Here is an 18,292-nt window from a genome sequence, read left to right as displayed (position 1 = left end):
TTCCTAACTAATGAGGGATTATTAATTATGAGAATTGCAGATTACAGCGTGACGCGTGCCGTCCTTGAGCGTCATGGATTTACGTTTAAAAAATCATTTGGACAGAACTTTTTGACAGATACAAACATTCTTCAAAAGATTGTGGATACTGCTGAAATTGACAAGAACGTCAATGTTATTGAAATTGGTCCTGGTATCGGTGCTTTGACTGAATTTTTGGCTGAAAATGCTGCCGAAGTCATGGCATTTGAAATTGACGACCGTTTAATTCCGATTTTAGATGATACGCTCCGTGATTTTGATAATGTAAAAGTTATCAACGAGGATATTTTGAAATCAGACCTACAAAGTCGTATCAAAGAATTTGCTAACCCAGACCTTCCAATTAAAGTCGTGGCAAATCTTCCTTACTACATCACAACACCAATCTTGATGCACTTGATTGAATCAAAAATCCCATTTGCGGAATTTGTCGTGATGATGCAAAAAGAAGTGGCAGATCGTATTTCGGCAGAGCCAAACACCAAAGCTTACGGCTCGTTATCAATTGCGGTGCAATATTACATGACTGCTAAAGTTGCTTTTGTTGTACCACGTACAGTCTTTGTACCAGCACCAAATGTGGATTCAGCGATTTTAACAATGACTCGCCGTGAACAACCACTCGTTCAAGTCAAAGACGAAGATTTCTTCTTCCGTGTTTCAAAAATTAGCTTTGTTCACCGCCGCAAAACCCTTTGGAACAACCTAACAAGCCATTTTGGAAAATCAGACGAAACCAAAGCCAAACTTGAACAAGCGCTTGAAATCGCAGAAATCAAACCATCCATTCGTGGAGAAGCCCTATCAATTGCCGAATTTGCCAAACTAGCAGACGCCCTAAAAGAAGTCGAATTATAAAAATGAACCCCAGTCATTATTATGGCTGGGGTTAAATAATCTACTATTTATTTGAAATAAAAATCCATTTTTTATTACTATGAATTTTAAGAGAATTTATTTATAGTAATTATGAGCTATTCTTATCAAAATATCAAAAATCTTTTAATAGCTTGTCTTTGTAATAATTAAAGAAAGTTTTTTTGCCGATAGTGCTGATTGTTTTGCCTTGTAAACCATATTTTAATTTGGAGCTATCTTGTTTATCAACGGTGGCTAGTGCTGTCACCTCAAAGACATTTCCTTCTTTGGTTTGTGTGGCAGAACTTGCAATTTTACTGATTTTGCCAGTGATAACAATGGCGTGATTGCTAATTTTTTCAAGGGTTAGGCGAACAGTCTGTCCTTTTTTCAATTGACTAACATGAGTGGAGTCAACGTAATAGCGGATAGCGACTTGCTGTGTTTTGGCAATATCCGGGTAAATCTCTGCAATCTGACTGCCTTGCGGCAAGAGCGTTTGCCCTTCAAATTCATCAGAAACATGTAAAATGCCACTTTGACTAGCTTTTAAAACAGTGTCAGCTTTGGAGAGATTTGTCTGGTCAAGCTGCGCTTGCAAATTTTCTTTTTCTTGAGTAATTTGCGTAAGTTGTGTTTCAGCTTGTGTCAATTCCTGCTGACGCAAGCTTTCAATTTGATTAGTGGCACTAATGTCATAACTTCCCGTTGAATAATTGGAAGCAGCTTGTGTTTGCAAACTAGAGATAGAGGCATTAATGCTATCAATCTGCCCTTGTAGGTCTGTTAAAAAGTGATTTTTAATGCTTTCTTTGCTAGCAGAATTGTTGTCAGTTGAACTGTTTTGTGTATCAATTGTTTGAATTTGGCTAAGATAGCTATTAAGAGTAGTTGCATATGGATTATTGCCAGATACGTTTGTTTTATCAGTTTGAATAGCATCTTTAACCTCTTGATATTGACTAGCTTGGGTTTGTAGGTTGGCAATCTGATTGGCGATAGCTGCATTTGCTTGGTTGACACCGGCTTTTTGTTTAGCAACTGATTGGTTTGATTGAGAAACTTGAGCAGTAATTGTTTGAGATTGATTTAAAAAAAAATCAACGGTTGCTGAATAACCAAATTCATCATCACCTGTAAAAAGATTTTGTCCTTGCTTTAGACTTTCTTTCAATTGATTGAGTGCTTCTTGTTGACGTTCATATCTTTCGATTTGTGTTTGAATGGCATTAAGTTGACTATCTTCCAATTTGTCGGAGTATTGGATGAGTAGATCCCCCTTTTTGACTGCCTTATTTTCACCAAGATTATTGGTTAAAACGGTGTTATTGCTACTTGATTGAACAACAGCGATGACTTTTGTTGGTCTAATACTACCAAGTGCCGTAACGGTAATTTCTTTTTTACCAATGAGAGAAAAGGCAAGGAGAAAAAAGGCCAAGAGTGTCATTGGAATCACTAAGACAGTCGCAAAATTATGATAACGCCTATGATAAAATTCAGCAGATTGAAATAATTTAGGATTCATATGGTCTCCTTTTATTCATGAAATAACTGTGCATAGAAACCTTGATTTTGGATGAGTTGTTTATGATGCCCTTCTTCGATGACTTGTCCTTTATCTAGAACAATGACACGGTCAGATTGTTCAGCAATGCTCAAACGGTGGGCAACAAAAATAATAGTCTTGTCTGTGAGAGATAGTAAATTTTTAATCACACGTTTTTCCGTTAGAACATCAAGACCACTTGTGGCTTCATCTAAAATCAAGACGGGAGCTTGTGTCAGTAAAGCGCGTGCTAAAGCTAAACGTTGCTTTTGCCCACCAGATAACCCAGCACCATCTGAAAGTTCGGTATGGTATGCTAGTGGCATCGATTCAATATCAGCACGGATTTCAGCGATTTCACAAGCATTCAGAATTTCTTCTTGCGTAATATTGTCAGGTGCTCCCAAGGTTAAATTTTCTAAAATCGTCCCTGAAAAGACGTAAGACTGTTGTGGTAGGTAATTAATGTATTGGCGAATGGCTTTTTTATCAATGGTTTTTAAATCGTAGCCACCAAGGGTAATCTGTCCATGGTTAGGTGTGTAAAAATTGACAATCATTTTAGCTAAGGTTGTCTTACCAGAACCGCTGATACCAACTAGGCTAATTTTTTCACCTTTCTTAATGCGTAAATTCACATGACTCAGCGTGTCACGACCAAAACCATATTTATAAGAAACATCATCAAAAACAATATCTCCTTGTAGAAAATGGCTGTCATTTAAGAGTTGTTTGCCATCAAATTCAGACGACACTAAGTAAACTTCGTTGAGACGATTGTTAGCTACTTTGGCAGATTGTAGTTTGGTTTGCAGATTAATAATATTTTCCATTGGCGTTGTAAAGTACGACAGAAGCGTACTGTAAGTAATCAATTGTCCTACTGAAATGTTCCCAGTCATGACTAAATGTGAACCATACCAGAGAATGACAACGTTTAAAATCAGCTGTGCTCCCTGTTTTAACGACGTTTGCACAGCTTCATACTTACTAAGCGTAAAACTTTTATCCAAATAATCCACAAATTCACGGTCAATATTTTGATAACGGACTTCCTCACTAGTCAAAGATTTAATCGTTTCAATACCATTGATATCTTCGATAATCGCAGAGCTAACCATAGAATTGGCTTGCATGACATCGTGATTCATTCGCTCAAAAGGTTTCATAAAAGCCAAAATAATACATAGATAGGAAATGCTATTAAGGTGATGAAAAAAAGATTGGCATTTTGCAGAATTAAGACACTTCCGACAATAAACAAAATACTCACATCTAAAAATAAAGAGAGAATCGTTGATGCCAGTACATCAATAATCGAGTTAGCATCGGTGAAACGTGAAATAACTTCACCTGTCCGCCTTGTGGCAAAAAAGGACATGGGCAATTCAAAAATGTGACGAATATAAGACAAAATCACGTCAATCGTTAATCGTTGGCTCAGCACAACAAGTAAATAATTTTGTGAAAAGCTCATGATTTGTTGCATTATATAAGTTACAATCAACCCAACCGAGACAATGCCAAGAGTGGATTGCAAATGATTAGGAATATAATCATCTAAGATTCCTTGCAAATAGTAAGAACCAACAATATTAATCAAGGTCACGAGCAAACTTGCCAGAATGATATAAGTTAGCAGTACCTTTTGTTTGAAAATAATTGGTAAAAAGCTTGTTAAGCCATTTTTCTTATCTTTATGCGGTTGATAATGCGGAGCAGGCGCTAAAAAGATAGCAACCCCAGTCCATTCTTTGGCAAAATGCGCTTTGGACATTTTAGTGACCCCAACGCTCGAATCAGGGTCACCGATAATAAGATAATCTTTTTTGGCTTTGTAGATAACATAGTAATGCGGGAGTTTGCCTTCTTTATTAACATGAACAATAAAAGGATAGGGAATATCAGCCATATCAAACAGTTCCATATTAGCCTGAATGGCGCGTGTTTCAAAGCCGATTGCTTTAGCTGCCTCAACTATCCCTAATGCTGTTGTCCCTTCCTTAGTTGTTTTGGCTAATTCTCTCAAATGAGCCAACGAGAAATCTGATCCATAATGTTTGGCAACTGATGCCAAAGCTGCCACACCACAGTCTCGCAAATCAATCTGACTAACATATTTATATCTTCTCATAACCTTTCCCTTTTAAAAATGAAACTAGAACTATTGTGCCATAAAACAAGATTAAAAAACGCCCAAGTCGTAAAAAGTCAAAAATAGGTTGCAAACGGTCAAAAAATTATGAAAATATGAAAAAATTTACCATTTACGACTAAAAAACGACAAATTACGACTTGGGCGTGCATTAACCTCACAATCTGTTAGAATAAAATTTGTCAGTTGCAACGACAAAATATTATTGGGAGGTGTTCAAATGAATACAAAAACTTTTGAACAATTTGATGTAATGACAGACGCAGAACTTGCTAAAGTTGAAGGTGGAGGCATGGAATGGATTGGAGATGTATTGGGTGCTATAGGTAATGCTGCGCATCCTGTTAACCCTCGTCAAGTGGTAGACCAATTAAATGGAAAGTATCCACGTCGTGGTCCTGTTCGTTCTTGCCATCCTGGAGGAACTGGAGGAACACCTAATGCTTGTTGATAATTTGTCTGTAGAAATTTCTAAATAATGTTATTTTAAAGATAATTTAGAAATTTTTTAGCAAAAAAGAAATACGGTATGTAAATTATGAAAGCATTATATAAAGGTCGTCTGTCTGATGTATGGGAAATAAGTAAGACGAATGTTCAACCAGTATGGGTTCAGCAAGCTTTTAAACAAAATTATCTGAAATGGAACGATAATAAATTAATAATTTCTATGAGCGGAATAAATCCGTCTATGAAATTTAATTTGAAAATTAGCTTATTGAGTTATCCTGGTTACGCCTCTTATCCTGTGGGGTATATCGGAGATTTTTTAGATATTACTAACCATCGTGTTGTTTCAAAGAAACAATTTCATAAACATTATCAAATTATTGAGGAGGATCCTCTATAATTCTCATTTATATCTAAAACTACAGTTTAAAGCAGCATAATAGAGATACCATTCATATTACCCCATTCCCTTATATTTGCAGAGAAAATCGCGGTAAAAAATAATAATTTATTCTGGAAGAAGTTAAGCTACCTTACTTGGCTTCTTTCTTTTTTGAAAAGGAGTATCTATGATAGAAAAGCTAAAAACCAAGCTTGTGCCAAAATTGTTAGCTTTATTTTTTATCGTTTTCGAATTATTTGGTGTTGTTGAAATAATGAGTATGATTTTTTGGCAATTTGATTTACCAACAACAGATTATTTTTATCCTGTTCTTAATAGTTTAACCATTCTTTTTGTTGTAGTATTAGTCATTTACCTAAAACGAATAAGACCAGAAATGTTTCAAATAACGTCGCTAAAACCTTTGGATTATTTACTAACTCTGCTTGCTTTTGGGTTGATATACGCCTACTATGGCAAACTTTTATTTGTTGAGGCCAATCCTGATTTTGATTTGGTGTTTTTCCGTCACTCACCGCAGGCGTTTTTGGTGGCTTTACAACCCTTGGTTGTTGGGTCCAATCTTAGAAGAATTACTTTACCGTGGCGTTTTAATGACTAGCTTTTTTGAAAAATCAAAGTATTTCCTCGATTGTTTGTTATCTGCTATTTTATTTTCATTTGCACATTTGCTTTCCTATGGTTTTAGACTGGATTTATTTGAGAAATATGTTGTTGTTGGCTTGATTTTAGCCAGCCCTTCTTTTCAGAAAAACACGGTCAATTTACCCATCAATTCTTGTTCATATGGCATGGAATATTTTTCTGAGCTAGCACCTTATTACTTTTGTTTTCTTTGGTCAATAAAAATAGACATAGTATGAATATAAAAACTTTAAAATAAGTCGCAAACGGTCAAAAAATCATGAAAATACAAAAAATTTTACCATTTACGACCTAAAAACAACAAATTACGACTTGGGCAAAAAAAGATGAAATATTCTGATAAAATAAATTTTGTCAATCGCGATGACAAAAAATTATTGGGAGGTATTCAAATGAATACAAAAACTTTTGAACAATTTGATGTAATGACAGACGCAGAACTTGCTAAAGTTGAAGGTGGAAACAAATGTGTTAATGCAATTTTTGGTGGCTCATTAACAGGTGCAGGATCAGGATTTGTAGGTGGTATGGCAACGCTTGGTGTTACTTCAATTCCAGGAGCATTTGTTGGAGCCCATTTTGGAGCAATAGCTGGTGGCTTATATTGTGTAGGTGCTAGTCTTTGATATAAAGAGGTATTTGAGGATGAATGATAAATTTCATGAAATGACAAACTCAGATTTAGAGTTAGTTTCTGGTGGAGGAAAAGTTGGAGCAGCAGTTGGTGGCTGTCTCGGAGGTATGCTTTTAGCATGGGCAGGCGGTCCAGTTACCGCGACAGGATATGCTGTTGTATGTGGTACTGCAGGAGCAGCTGCAGCATATTTTAATTGATATAATGATGGGGAGTGAATTAATTAGGCTTGTAGTAGCTCAAGTCATTATATATGTTCTATTCTATTTGTTTGACAAAAAACATAGAGAGATGTACCCTAGATTATTTATAATAACACTACTATTTACAATAATTGTATATTTTTCGTCATAAATATATAGTTTAGCTATTATATAATCTATTCTTGAAAAACATAGTATTATTGTTGCTAATTTAGTATATTTAGGTGTTACTACTGCAGCTGGTGCTTACTTAGGTTATAAAGCAAATTAATTTCTATGTACTATTCTATTTTTGTTATTTTATTCTGCATTATCTTAGCTATAATTTTTATTGATACTGTCAATAATTATGTGTAAACACTCAAGTAGAGTTGAAGAATGTTAATCAAATAAGCTTTCAAGTGTGTCAGCACATTGGCCAAACCCTTTATGGATGCGTTGATTTTGCTTGAAATTATAATCTTCAAACAGGGTAACTAAATAACGTCCCAGAGCCTCCTCGTTAGGAAAAATGAATCTTCTTTTTCGTTTGACGTTTGATTTCTTTGTTAAGAGACTCAATGAGGTTTGTCGAATAAATGCTATGCCAAATCTGGTAGGGAAACTGATAAAAAGTTAAAAGATTATCCGTATTCTCCAAACTTTCCATGACTTTCCTATACTTTGGTTTCCATTCGGAGATAAAGTTCTCTAAAGCTTGCACTGCCATTTCTAAATTTTCAGCACGATAAATCGTTTTAAATTGCTCCAGAATAACCGCTCTATCTGCTCGTTTCACTTTACTAGCTAGATTTCGACTAATATGAATTAAGCAACGTTGTTGTTTAGCTAATGGGTAAGCCTGATTGATAATCTCTTCAAGCCCCTTGAAGCCATCGGTCACTACAAGAGAAACCTGTTGGATTCCTTGGTTTTGAAGCTTGTCTAACAGGGTGGACCAAGAAGCATTGTTTTCATTTGGGGCGATTTCATATCCAAGAACAGCCTTCTGTCCTTCTGGTGTAATGCCAAGTGCGATATGAATACATTCTTTACTAACGGTTCCACGTCTTAATGGAAGATAGGTTCCGTCAAGAAATAAAACAGAGTAATTGGCTTCTAAGCTTCGCTCATGAAAAGTAGCGACATTCTCCTGAGTTGCTTTTGAGATATTAGAAATTGTGGCAGGACTATAGTGATGACCATACATTCGCTCGATGATATCACTAATTTCTCGAGTCGTTACACCGGTTTGATAGAGTTTGATAACCATCTCTTCCAAGTGGTCATCTCGACGTCCATAAGCGGGAAGCAAAGCTGGACTAAAGTTCCCATTACGATCTCTAGGAATACTCAACTGAACAGTCCCATATTTGGTTTCAAATTTTCGTGAATACGTTCCATTACGACTATTCCAAGAATTATAGCCTACTTTATCGTAAAGTTCATACCCTAAAAAGGCTGATAACTCTGTCTGAAGCAGATCATTCATAGCTGTTTCAAGAGAAATACGGAAAGATTCATCAATATCTCATTTTTGGGCTAGGAAGTTAAGCAAGTCTGTGGTAAACTGAGTCATAGGAATAAATCTCTTTCTAGTAATGTTTTGCAACTCTACTATAACGGATTTATTCCTTTTTTGTGTTTACACAACTTATTTTACACTACCAATTTAATACTTTAGATACAATATAATTCAACCAATATGAAAATAAAAACAAATAACAAAAATTAAAAAAAGTAAAGTTCAGAATTTTTTGAATTGACATTATTTTTCATGCGGTGTATAATTGTCTAAAAATATGAAGGAGGTACCCAATATGAAAGGTACAATCTTGAATTAACCACACTTGGTTAATCGGTTTAATCTATTTAACTATATCTCTTGATATAGTTAAATAGATTTTTTTATTATAAATGGGAAGGATTAATTTATGAAATACAAAACAAGCTTAACCGCTACTACACTAAAATCTAATGAAAACTTAATTGGTATTGGCAGTAAACAATATACAGTTAATGATGATGAATTCAATTTATCACTAAAGATTCTAAAATTTCTACTTACAGAAAAAGATGAAGATGAAATCTTAAACTGGTTAGATAGTAATAATATTGATAAGTCGGTTTTTAAAAAATTAGTAGCTAATAAATTAATCACTACTAGTAAAGCTGTTTTCCAAAAAGAAGATACTATGGAATTTAAAAACGGACTTTATCTGGACCTAATAATAAATAACGTTCAAGATGTTCTAACTAAATTTAAAGAAACAACCTTTGTCATTATTGGTTGTGGTGGCATTGGAAACTTTATGAGTTATGCTTTATCGGTCTACTCTCCTAAAAAATTAGTTCTTATCGACGGTGATAAAATTGAAAGAAGTAACTTAAATAGACAATTTCTATTTACGATAAACGATATCGGAAAATACAAGTCAGAAGTAATTGCTGATGCACTAAAATTACGTAATCCTAATCTTGATATTGAAGTATATACAGAGTTTATAAGTACTAATAATATCAATAATATTCTTGAGGGCAAAGATACTAATTCAATGTTTGGGATATTATCTGGAGATGACGATACTGCTGTTTCAATATCATCAAAATACTTTCTCACCAATAATGTTCCATTTGTAAATATTGGTTATTTAAATGATATTGCTGTAATCGGTCCTTTTGTTATTCCTCACAAAACTTCTTGTCCTTTCTGTTATGGAATATTTTCAATCAACGGCGAGATTAATTCTAATGATGAAACAATGGCACAGTTGCATAATCAATATGCCTCACCATCAAGTATTATTAATAATTCACTAGCATGTGATTTAGCGCTATCGGATATTATTCAATATTTTGCAGGTAATAATGATAGTATAAAATCCCTTAATGCTCGAGTGGGTATTAATAGTAACTCCTTTGAAAAGTATGTCCTACCTAATACCAAGGACCCTAACTGTAGTATATGTGGTGGCACACTAGATGATTAAAAAACAAATTTTTCATTATCTATTTGCAACTTTCTTAGTTACAGTTGCCTATACACTACCTCATTCAATACTTACAGTCTTATTACTAGAAAAAGGACTATCAATTTCTCAAATATTAATAATACAGTCTGCATACAGTCTAGCAATTATATTGTTTGAATTTCCAAGTGGAATGCTATCAGACAATTGGTCAAGAAAGTATTTATACTTATCATCAAGAGTTTTATTAATAATTATGTTTCTTATTGTCCTTATATCTTCCAACTTCTATTTTTTATATTTAGCTTGGTTTATATATGGGATTGCAGCAGCATTTGAAAGCGGTACTTTGGATTCCTATTTAATAAATAAATTGAAACGTTCATCTAATGATAAACTTATTGAATCTTTTATTTCTAAAGATAATAAAATTCAATTTGCATCTATGATTATCGGTAGTGGTATAGGTGGTATTCTATATTTTATGATAGGTATAAAAATATATATTATTGCTATAATATTAGTTTGTTTATCTATTTTTGATATTGGCTTTTTCTTCCAAGAAGATAGAGATTACTATAAAGAAAAAATAAATATAGATACTTTTAAGAAACAAATTTCTATAAGTTTTAAAGAGCTAAAAGAAAATAGTATTCTTAGAGTTATTATTGTTTTTGACTTATTAACACAGTTATTTTTTCAAGCACATTTTCAATTGTGGCAATCCTTTTTATTGGAAAAAGGTATTGATAAACGATATTTCACAGCTTTCTATTTTCTTTTTCAAATAATCAGTATCCTATCCTATTCTATACATACAGACAAACTACAAAAGTTAGTTAACTATCGATTATTTCTCTTATTAGTTATTGCCTTGCCTTTATTTTTCTTATCAAACTTGCCCGTAGTTTATCTTATAGCCTATATTTTATATGTCTTTATATTTTATATAATTCAATTTGTCCTAAATATATATTTTAATAAACAGGTATCAACGAAAACAATATCTTCGTTAATATCTCTCAAGTCAACAATCTCTAGGATAAGTGGATTATTAATTTTATATGCTTTAAGTTTTTTACTGAATTATATGAGCGTTAGTCTTGTGATAAGCTCAGCATTCATTCTCTCCCTTTTATCTATATTATTGTTATTAAATTACTTTATTAAAAATTATATTTAACTATGTAGTATAAAATAAAATATGAAACAAAACTTGTTGCGAATTTGTTGCGAAACAAAAATTCTTTTAAAATATAAATTCTTTTAAAATATAAAGATACTAAAATCGCATAAAATCAATAAAAATCCTTTTCTCTATATGTATAAATCTCTATAAACTACCTGTAGGGGGCATCTAAATACAACAGGAAAAGCCTTGATTTACAAGGCTTTTTTTGCTTGTTTAAACATGAATTATTGCCTCGTAAGATATCTGCTTTATGTTATGATAATAGTCAAGAAACAGAATTGAAAAAGGAGACATGAGTTGAAAATTGCAATCATTGGCTATAGTGGTTCTGGAAAGTCGACTTTGGCGAAAAAACTCAAAAAAGATATATACTTTATGTGTGAACAAGCTAAAGCAATTAGCTAAACTTGTTCAAAATAATATTGAAGCATAAAAGAGGCTATTATGTAACTAAAATCGTTGGTGTCGTGTGCTTATTAATAGCAGTATTTCAATTTTATAACACTTATAAGTTGTTAACTGACACTAAAGCAAATGGCAATGAAAACACATCGCAGTTTCTGTTGGCTAGTTTATGGAGCGATGGCCTATCTGGGATTATTCTTTTTGTTCTTGGATTAGGTTTGTTACTCAATGTCTTTTAATCACTTCTCTAATATGGAAAAACAAAAATTATCCACTAGTTGTTAGTGTACTTAATTTTTGTTTTTTTAGTATATCGGAATATCATTTTACTATGTTACTGATGTTATCCTTAAATCTTAGAGTCACTATTGTATAATTTAGACAAAGGACAAAAACATGAAAAAACGCTACTCAAAAGAATTTAAAGAAACCCTTATCGCCTTCTATCATTCTGGTCAATCCGTCACCCAGCTGTCTAAAGAATACGACGTGGCCCCTGCAACAATTTATAAATGGATAGACCTCTACTCTAAATCTAATGAAAGCTCCGTCTCTAAAGCTGATTTTCTAGAATTAAAAAGACAACTGGCTAAAGTTAAGGAAGAACGAGACATCTTAAAAAAAGTATTGACCATATTCGCCGAGAAAAAGAAGTGAGTGCTGCGGATATGGCTCAAACCATACAAACTTTAGCACTCAATGTCAGACTAAGCTGTCAACTCCTTGATGTTCCTGAATCAAGTTATTATGAACGGATTAACCGACATCCATCTAAAACTCAATTAAAGAGACAATACCTGTCACTCAAAATTTCTCAACTCTTCAATGCTAACCGAGGAATCTATGGTGCTCCTAAAATTCATCATCTTCTATTTAAACAAGGGGAAAAAGTCGGGTTAAAACTGGTACAGAAGCTAATGAAGCAACTTCAACTCAAGTCTGTAGTCATTAAGAAACTTAAGCCTGGATACTCACTAAGTGATCACATCAATCGAAAAAATCTCATACAGACTGAACCTACAAAGAAAAATAAGGTTTGGTCAACCGACATTACTTATATTCCTACTCAACAAGGATGGGCTTATCTCTCAACCATTATGGATCGTTATACTAAAAAAGTCATTGCTTGGGATTTGGGCAAGCGAATGACTGTAGAATTAGTGCAAAGAACTTTAAATAAGGCCATTAAATCACAAGACTATCCAGAAGCTGTTATTCTTCATTCTGACCAAGGAACCCAGTATACGAGTCTAGAGTATGAAGAGTTGCTTAAGTATTATGGGATGACTCACTCTTTCAGTCGAAGGGGATACCCTTATCATAATGCCAGTCTTGAATCTTGGCATGGACATTTAAAAAGAGAGTGGGTGTATCAATTTAAATATAAGAACTTTGAAGAAGCCTATCAGAGTATTTTCTGGTACATCGAAGCCTTTTATAATTCAAAACGAATCCATCAAAGTTTAGGGTATCTTACACCTAATCAATTTGAAAAGGTAAGTGCTTAAAATAAATAGATTAAAATTCTACGTTTGTTACTCTAAAAACTTGACTTAACGTCATACAATAAAAAGTGACCGTTCGTGACCTTATTTTGTCTGTTTATGACTTAAAGATTTTTTTTATCAATATTTCCTTTATAATGCTATTGGAGGGAATAATGATTTATGAAATATTTTAAATTTACAATTAACAGGAGAGATTATAAATTGGCTATTGACGATATCCTTTTTATTCAAGTCTCTAAGGAAAAAATTCATATGGTCAAGGTCGTAACCGCTGATGAGGAATATCACATTTATCATCAATTGAAAGATATTGAAAGAGAATATCATCAGTTCTTTAGGTGCCACCGTGATACTTTGGTAAATAGGGATAAAATACGGATAATGGATAGAGAGCAGCGACTTTTATATGTTGGAGATGAAAAGCGACCTGTACATTATGCACGAAGTAAAGGAAGTCAACTAAAAGAAATCATCTCAAATGACTGATTTTTAGAGGAGATTTATGTTAGATATTTATGTACTAGAGGATAATATCATACAGCAATTTCGTATGGAACGCGAGATTGCGACCATTATGGCAAAAAATAATTGGGACTATCAGAGAATAGAGGTGTTTAGTTCTGCAAATGAGATTATAGCTAAGGCAACTGAAAAAGGAGAGCATCAAATTTTCTTTCTTGATTTAGAAATCAGAGACGACGAAAAACAAGGAATTGATGTCGCTAAAGCTATTCGTGAAAAAGATGCAACAGCTATCATTGTTTTTGTAACAACTCATTCAGAATTTATGCTGCTGACCTACCAAGCGTTAGTAGGGGCAATTGATTTTATTGATAAGAACCTGAATGACCAAGCATTTAGTGAACGCATAGAGTTGTGCCTAAAGGAAGCAATGAAACATCAAAATGATAATTTCGGCGAAAATTCTTTTTTATTTGAAACTCCTAAAGCACGTGTGCGCGTTCTATATAGTGACATTCTTTATTTCGAAACATCTCCTGCCGTGCACCGCGTGATTTTGCATACGAAAAATGAAAGAGTGGAATTTTATGCGACGATTGCAGAGATTGCTAAATCAGACAAACGTCTTTTCAAGTGTCACCGTTCTTTTATCATTAATGTGGATAATGTGGTTAGATTTGATAGAGCGACACGAAGTGTTTATTTCGAAACTGGGGACACTTGCCTAGTTTCTAGAGATAAAATAAAACCTCTATTAAATGAGATGAGGTGAAAAGCTAATGAGTAATTATCTAAGTGAACTAGCTTACTATCCTGTGATTATGTTGATTTACTCTAATGTTAGAGGAGCAAAGCTGAAATTGTGGGAAATAATAACGATAGCTGTTACTTTCTTTGTCATTGATTTTACATGGTTTTACACTATTATCGGTCGTATTTTAATTTTGATGCTTCTATCTTATTTGAGAGATAAAACCTTGCCTTTTTCTCTATACGTATTTTATGGGAGTATTCCATGGGTTATAGAGAGTGCTTTTAAAAGAATTATTAGCTTCTTTATTATTCCATTTTTTAATTTTAGTTATACCGATTTAGATAAAAATAATTTATTATTTGTCATTGTAGAATTTTCAATAGTTCTGATGTATTTTATGATGGTGAAGTTGTTCAAAATTAACTTTCAAACTTTTATTGAACTAAGTGAGATAAAGAATCTACGAAAGAAACTAATATTTACAGATGTAACAATGATGTTTTACTATGTCATGATTGAATTTCTAACAGGTATGGAAGTTTATGGTGGTGTTCCAAACTTGGTTTATCGCCAATGGTTGGTAGTTCTCTATTTCACTTTCTTCATTTTAATGCTGTTTTATATGAATCGCTCTTATCAAAATTGGCTTGAGAAAGAAGTGTCGTTAGCGCGAGAACAAGAACTGCATTCTTTGTCAGTGTATAGTAAACAAATCGAAAGCTTATATGAAGAACTAAGAGCTTTTCGTCATGATTATGCTAATATCTTAGCGAGTTTAAAAGAGGGAATTGACCAAGATGATATGGATATGGTCAGAAATATTTACAATTCTGTATTAGAAGAGTCAGGGCACCTTGTTCAGAATAAAAAATTTGATATTGGACGATTGATTAATATTGACAATGATGCAATAAAAAGTGTATTATCAGCAAAGTTTTTAGAGGCTGAGTCTTATCACATTGCCGTTCAATTAGAGGTTAAGGATAAGATCGGACTTCCTGAGATACCATTACTAGACTATGTGCGACTTTTGTCGATTTTGTGTGATAATGCGATTGAAGCAGCTATGGAAGCTGAAAATCCTGCCATGATTATTGCTTGTTTCTATCAAGGGGATGACTATTTACTAGTTATTGATAACACCACAAAAGAAGAACGAGTTCCTGTGGAATTGATTTATCAGAAGAATTATTCAAGTAAGGGCTTTGGACGAGGTGTTGGTCTTAAAACGGTTAACCAGATGTTGAAAAAGTATCCAAATATGTCGGTACAAACATCAAGCAAAAATTATCATTTTAGACAAACAATACGAATCAAAAAATCATTCGACTGAAATAGTCGAATGATTTTTTACATGTGTTTTTGTGATTTCCCTTGATGTTTTTTAAACCAATCGAAAGGTCCAACAATTAAGAAATCCTTATTCTTTCCACCAATCGTTTTCTCTAATTCGGATTGATTTAATTCTTTAAACATTTTTTCTGTCATCATTTTTATAAACCTCCTTAGTGATTAATTGTAGCAGAAAACTTCTTACAGGTTTCCTCTAAGTCATAAAACGTCATTTTTCGGTCGTAAACGGCAATTATTAAAAAAATTACCATTCGCGACTAAAAAACAACGTTTTGCGACTTGGGTGTTCGTTATGAGTTGAAAAGGGGTATAATGGAGGCATGTTATTAGGAAATATAAGTGAAAGCAGGTGATTGTCATGTTAGTGGCATCAGTAAAACAATTGATTAAAAAGATTGCTTTTCCAACCTATACGCATGAAAAAATCTATGTTATCGATCAGACAAATCTGACAAAAAAAGTTGTAGTTTTCGACGACGTTGAAACATTTGGGGAAATGGTACACAACAACTGGAAATCATTGGCTTTGTCATTCTGAGTTGACTTTGGCTGACTTTCAAAAAGCCTTCATTCAACAAGCTCAAGGCTCTACTGACGAAGCTCAAAAGTTAGAATTTACGACGGATTACCTGCCATTTTCTGAAATATTGGGATTATAGGGAGTATTTATGATAAAAACATTATTTTCACAGTATAAAACAGCGGTTTTGGTTATTGACATCATTTTGTTACTAACCGTTTATCCGCAGATTTTTAAAATAATTTACATGTCTGGACGCGACTTTGGTCGTAGTCTTGTCAATGCTTTATTACCTTAGGAGGAGACATTATGACAAAATTAGTAAAAGAAGAGTTGTTAAATGAGGTTTATGACCTTGTCTTGTCTGTTGACATCAAAGATGAAGAACGTCAAGCACTACTAACTTTCAAAAATGCGGTAGAAGCAGGTCAGGATTTTGATAGAGCTGTGATGTCTTTAGCATCTGATTTACGCCGAATCGGTGTTGCAAATATTGCCAAGAAAACAAAAATGAGCGCATCGGTGAATACTTTTTATCAAAAAATCGCGACATATGGAGAATTTGAAAAAAATCTCGGACGTGGTCTCATAGCTATGGGTGTCGTGGGCGGTGGTCATTGATAACTTTAGTATAAAAAAATAATAGAAAACATCATCACGACACTTGGGAAAACTTGTTAATACAGCAATTATCAAACGATGATTATAAGCATTTATTTTCAAAATTATTACTGCTATGCCAAAAAGGCAGGTAAGTCATAAAACGCCTTAACTGACAATTTTGACCTTTCACGACTATTTTTGGTTATTTCATAACATTAAATGAAATTATCACTCAAAAAGGATTATAGTAATTAGTGGTTATTAAATAACTTTCTGATGTGAGGGAATCGTGTAGAGATGTGAAAAATTTTTCTTGGACAGTTTGCCAAGTGTTCTTGATGATTTAGACTTTCAGGGAGAAAGGATGAAAAAAATAGTTAAAAATCCAATATTAAATAGCTTGATAATAGGAATGGAAGCTGGTGTTGTTGTGCTTTATCACTTTATCTTACCGTCATGATAGTTTCTTGCTACCAAGGTATCATATTTTTATGTTTTTTTTCCAGTTGCAGTAGGGGATATTTTGCTTAGGACGGTGTCTTATTCATTAGTAGCGCTATTTTCTACAAGAATCAATGCTATTGGACAGTCATGGATTGTTTCGAAATTCCACGTATTACCTACATTCATAGCCTTGCTATTCTGTTTGATAATAGGATTGAAGCTACAGTATTATCAGATGTTCCTAAAATATCCGTAGCGAATTTTTATCAAGATGATAACTTTGTTTTTATGATTGAAAATTCAACCAAAGAAGATAGTATTCCGATTGATAACGTTAATCAAAAAGGCTATTCAAGCAAAGGTAATAATCGTGGTATTGGCTTAGCAACAGTTATTGAATTTCATCAAGAATATGGCAAGCTACCCATTGAAACAAGCAGCTCAAATCACCTCTTTAGATAAATTTTGAAAATTGATGCATTAGAAACACTAAGTTTTTTTCTGATAATTTAAAAAAACTGCACCATCTTTAAAGATATATATTTTATTTAAATACACGATTAACAAATTCCGAATGAAAAGAGGTATTTTATGTTAGAAGTTTTAGCTGGTATTGCTTGTTTATTGTTAGCTGGTTATCAATTATTTACAGCTTACAAATTGTTTGACAACACAAAAAAACATTGTAACAAAAATACGTCACCATTTCTTTTGGATAGTTTGTGGAGTGGAGCTCTTATAAGTATTATCCTATCATCAGTAGCTGCTGATCTTATTGTGAATATTTTTAAAAAAACTTGTGTTATTCAATGCTCAATAGGGCATTTTTTTAAAACCTTTTGCGAATAATATAGATAGAGAGGCAACTAATAAATAATAACTATGTAAACAAAGAAGCTGAGCACCTTTTGTCCCAGCTTCTTTATTTGTTATAAGGAAAGGACGGGATTTGAACCCGCGTGTGAATAACATCCACTTGCCAGATTTCGAGTCTGGTGCCGTACCAAGCTGGGCCACCTTTCCAAATGTCGTATTTAAGCGTTGTTTGATTTCAAATGATAATGTTGCTCAAAATACCATGCGGAAAAAGGGATTTGAACCCTTACGCCCATACTGGGCACATGCGCCTGAAGCATGCGTGTCTGCCGTTCCACCACTTCCGCA

At 33.5% G+C, this 18,292-nt stretch carries 21 protein-coding genes, 2 tRNA genes and 4 pseudogenes; 21 read left to right on the top strand and 6 right to left on the bottom strand.

The features are described 5' to 3' along the window. Positions 1 to 27: 27 nt before the first annotated feature. Entirely contained in the window at positions 28 to 900 is an 873-nt protein-coding gene (gene rsmA, locus SMA_RS09340; RefSeq protein WP_014295317.1) for a 16S rRNA (adenine(1518)-N(6)/adenine(1519)-N(6))-dimethyltransferase RsmA, read from the top strand. Positions 901 to 1,033: 133 nt separating this feature from the next. Here rsmA and SMA_RS09335 read toward each other — a convergent pair whose 3' ends face one another. Together SMA_RS09335 and SMA_RS09330 are read right to left on the bottom strand one after the other, a co-directional pair. After that, positions 1,034 to 2,428 carry a bacteriocin secretion accessory protein gene (locus tag SMA_RS09335; protein ID WP_014295316.1) on the bottom strand — a complete coding sequence of 465 codons (1,395 nt, stop codon included), beginning with the start codon at positions 2,426 to 2,428 and terminating at the stop codon, positions 1,034 to 1,036. Positions 2,429 to 2,439: 11 nt separating this feature from the next. Continuing rightward, positions 2,440 to 4,583: pseudogene (locus tag SMA_RS09330) on the bottom strand (peptide cleavage/export ABC transporter). Positions 4,584 to 4,824: 241 nt separating this feature from the next. Between SMA_RS09330 and SMA_RS09325 the strand changes: the two are divergent. From SMA_RS09325 to SMA_RS09305, 7 genes and pseudogenes are all read left to right on the top strand, one after another. Then, positions 4,825 to 5,055, top strand: a complete 231-nt coding sequence (locus tag SMA_RS09325) for a ComC/BlpC family leader-containing pheromone/bacteriocin (protein WP_014295315.1) — start codon at positions 4,825 to 4,827, stop codon at positions 5,053 to 5,055. A gap of 87 nt (positions 5,056 to 5,142) precedes the next feature. Beyond that, positions 5,143 to 5,454 (top strand): hypothetical protein, encoded by a 312-nt coding sequence (locus SMA_RS09320; RefSeq protein ID WP_014295314.1) that lies wholly within the window; start codon positions 5,143 to 5,145, stop codon positions 5,452 to 5,454. A gap of 169 nt (positions 5,455 to 5,623) precedes the next feature. Continuing rightward, entirely contained in the window at positions 5,624 to 6,058 is a 435-nt protein-coding gene (locus SMA_RS09315; protein ID WP_014295313.1) for a hypothetical protein, read from the top strand. Continuing rightward, positions 6,006 to 6,131 (top strand): annotated as a pseudogene (locus tag SMA_RS12405) (CPBP family glutamic-type intramembrane protease); the annotation flags it as partial. The gene SMA_RS09315 and the pseudogene SMA_RS12405, both read left to right, overlap by 53 nt. A gap of 88 nt (positions 6,132 to 6,219) precedes the next feature. Continuing rightward, positions 6,220 to 6,270 carry a hypothetical protein gene (locus SMA_RS12400; RefSeq protein WP_371410733.1) on the top strand — a complete coding sequence of 17 codons (51 nt, stop codon included), beginning with the start codon at positions 6,220 to 6,222 and terminating at the stop codon, positions 6,268 to 6,270. A 224-nt stretch (positions 6,271 to 6,494) separates the two neighbouring features. Beyond that, positions 6,495 to 6,728, top strand: a complete 234-nt coding sequence (locus SMA_RS09310) for a Blp family class II bacteriocin (RefSeq protein ID WP_039671240.1) — start codon at positions 6,495 to 6,497, stop codon at positions 6,726 to 6,728. Positions 6,729 to 6,747: 19 nt separating this feature from the next. Further along, a complete protein-coding gene (locus tag SMA_RS09305) occupies positions 6,748 to 6,936 on the top strand; it encodes a class IIb bacteriocin, lactobin A/cerein 7B family (protein ID WP_006531876.1) in 189 nt (62 codons plus the stop codon). Positions 6,937 to 7,320: 384 nt separating this feature from the next. On the opposite strand, the pseudogene SMA_RS09300 reads toward SMA_RS09305, so the two are convergent. Further along, positions 7,321 to 8,446, bottom strand: a pseudogene (locus SMA_RS09300) (IS256 family transposase). A gap of 406 nt (positions 8,447 to 8,852) precedes the next feature. Here SMA_RS09300 and SMA_RS09295 point away from each other — a divergent pair. From SMA_RS09295 to SMA_RS09265, 7 genes and pseudogenes are all read left to right on the top strand, one after another. Next, positions 8,853 to 9,908, top strand: a complete 1,056-nt coding sequence (locus SMA_RS09295; RefSeq protein ID WP_014295310.1) for a ThiF family adenylyltransferase — start codon at positions 8,853 to 8,855, stop codon at positions 9,906 to 9,908. Then, positions 9,901 to 11,070 carry an MFS transporter gene (locus SMA_RS09290; RefSeq protein ID WP_014295309.1) on the top strand — a complete coding sequence of 390 codons (1,170 nt, stop codon included), beginning with the start codon at positions 9,901 to 9,903 and terminating at the stop codon, positions 11,068 to 11,070. The genes SMA_RS09295 and SMA_RS09290 overlap by 8 nt, the downstream gene beginning before the upstream one ends. A 306-nt stretch (positions 11,071 to 11,376) precedes the next feature. Continuing rightward, positions 11,377 to 11,460: pseudogene (locus SMA_RS12395) on the top strand (DNA topology modulation protein); the annotation flags it as partial. Between the two features lie 420 nt (positions 11,461 to 11,880). Beyond that, positions 11,881 to 12,992, top strand: a protein-coding gene (locus SMA_RS09280; RefSeq protein ID WP_145971690.1) for an IS3-like element IS981 family transposase whose coding sequence is annotated in 2 segments (ribosomal slippage) — positions 11,881 to 12,097 and positions 12,097 to 12,992 — 1,113 coding nt in all. Because the reading frame shifts where the segments join, the coding sequence is not laid out codon by codon here. A gap of 201 nt (positions 12,993 to 13,193) precedes the next feature. Continuing rightward, on the top strand, positions 13,194 to 13,478 hold the full coding sequence (locus SMA_RS09275; RefSeq protein ID WP_231101259.1) for a LytTR family DNA-binding domain-containing protein: 285 nt from the start codon (positions 13,194 to 13,196) through the stop codon (positions 13,476 to 13,478). A gap of 16 nt (positions 13,479 to 13,494) precedes the next feature. Next, positions 13,495 to 14,226, top strand: a complete 732-nt coding sequence (locus SMA_RS09270; protein ID WP_014295306.1) for a response regulator transcription factor — start codon at positions 13,495 to 13,497, stop codon at positions 14,224 to 14,226. A gap of 7 nt (positions 14,227 to 14,233) precedes the next feature. Next, positions 14,234 to 15,541: a sensor histidine kinase gene (locus SMA_RS09265; protein WP_014295305.1), complete on the top strand. Its 1,308-nt coding sequence runs from the start codon at positions 14,234 to 14,236 to the stop codon at positions 15,539 to 15,541. A gap of 17 nt (positions 15,542 to 15,558) precedes the next feature. Here SMA_RS09265 and SMA_RS11610 read toward each other — a convergent pair whose 3' ends face one another. Beyond that, positions 15,559 to 15,699 carry a hypothetical protein gene (locus SMA_RS11610; protein WP_014295304.1) on the bottom strand — a complete coding sequence of 47 codons (141 nt, stop codon included), beginning with the start codon at positions 15,697 to 15,699 and terminating at the stop codon, positions 15,559 to 15,561. A gap of 220 nt (positions 15,700 to 15,919) precedes the next feature. Here SMA_RS11610 and SMA_RS12255 point away from each other — a divergent pair, with 220 nt between their 5' ends. The 6 genes from SMA_RS12255 (at position 15,920) to SMA_RS09240 (ending at position 17,977) form a co-directional block, all read left to right on the top strand. After that, positions 15,920 to 16,099, top strand: a complete 180-nt coding sequence (locus SMA_RS12255; RefSeq protein WP_014295303.1) for a hypothetical protein — start codon at positions 15,920 to 15,922, stop codon at positions 16,097 to 16,099. Continuing rightward, positions 16,041 to 16,220, top strand: coding sequence for a DUF3884 family protein (locus SMA_RS12250; RefSeq protein ID WP_014295302.1), 180 nt, complete (start codon positions 16,041 to 16,043; stop codon positions 16,218 to 16,220). Before SMA_RS12255 ends, SMA_RS12250 begins: the two co-directional genes overlap by 59 nt. Positions 16,221 to 16,229: 9 nt before the next feature. Continuing rightward, entirely contained in the window at positions 16,230 to 16,379 is a 150-nt protein-coding gene (locus tag SMA_RS09255) for a hypothetical protein (RefSeq protein WP_014295301.1), read from the top strand. Between the two features lie 11 nt (positions 16,380 to 16,390). After that, entirely contained in the window at positions 16,391 to 16,702 is a 312-nt protein-coding gene (locus SMA_RS09250; protein ID WP_014295300.1) for a bacteriocin immunity family protein, read from the top strand. 573 nt (positions 16,703 to 17,275) lie between these two features. Further along, entirely contained in the window at positions 17,276 to 17,590 is a 315-nt protein-coding gene (locus tag SMA_RS09245; protein ID WP_014295298.1) for a GHKL domain-containing protein, read from the top strand. 129 nt (positions 17,591 to 17,719) lie between these two features. Then, on the top strand, positions 17,720 to 17,977 hold the full coding sequence (locus SMA_RS09240; RefSeq protein ID WP_014295297.1) for a hypothetical protein: 258 nt from the start codon (positions 17,720 to 17,722) through the stop codon (positions 17,975 to 17,977). Positions 17,978 to 18,062: 85 nt separating this feature from the next. Here the strand turns inward: SMA_RS09240 and SMA_RS09235 are convergent. Beyond that, a tRNA-Ser gene (locus SMA_RS09235) sits at positions 18,063 to 18,151 on the bottom strand. A gap of 56 nt (positions 18,152 to 18,207) precedes the next feature. Beyond that, positions 18,208 to 18,291 (bottom strand) — tRNA-Leu (locus tag SMA_RS09230). Between the last annotated feature and the right edge of the window lies 1 nt (position 18,292).

The organism is Streptococcus macedonicus ACA-DC 198, assembly GCA_000283635.1.
Taxonomy (GTDB): Bacteria; Bacillota; Bacilli; order Lactobacillales; family Streptococcaceae; genus Streptococcus; species Streptococcus macedonicus.
Note: the sequence above shows the minus strand (reverse complement) of the source record. Positions and strands in the feature narration are given on the sequence as shown.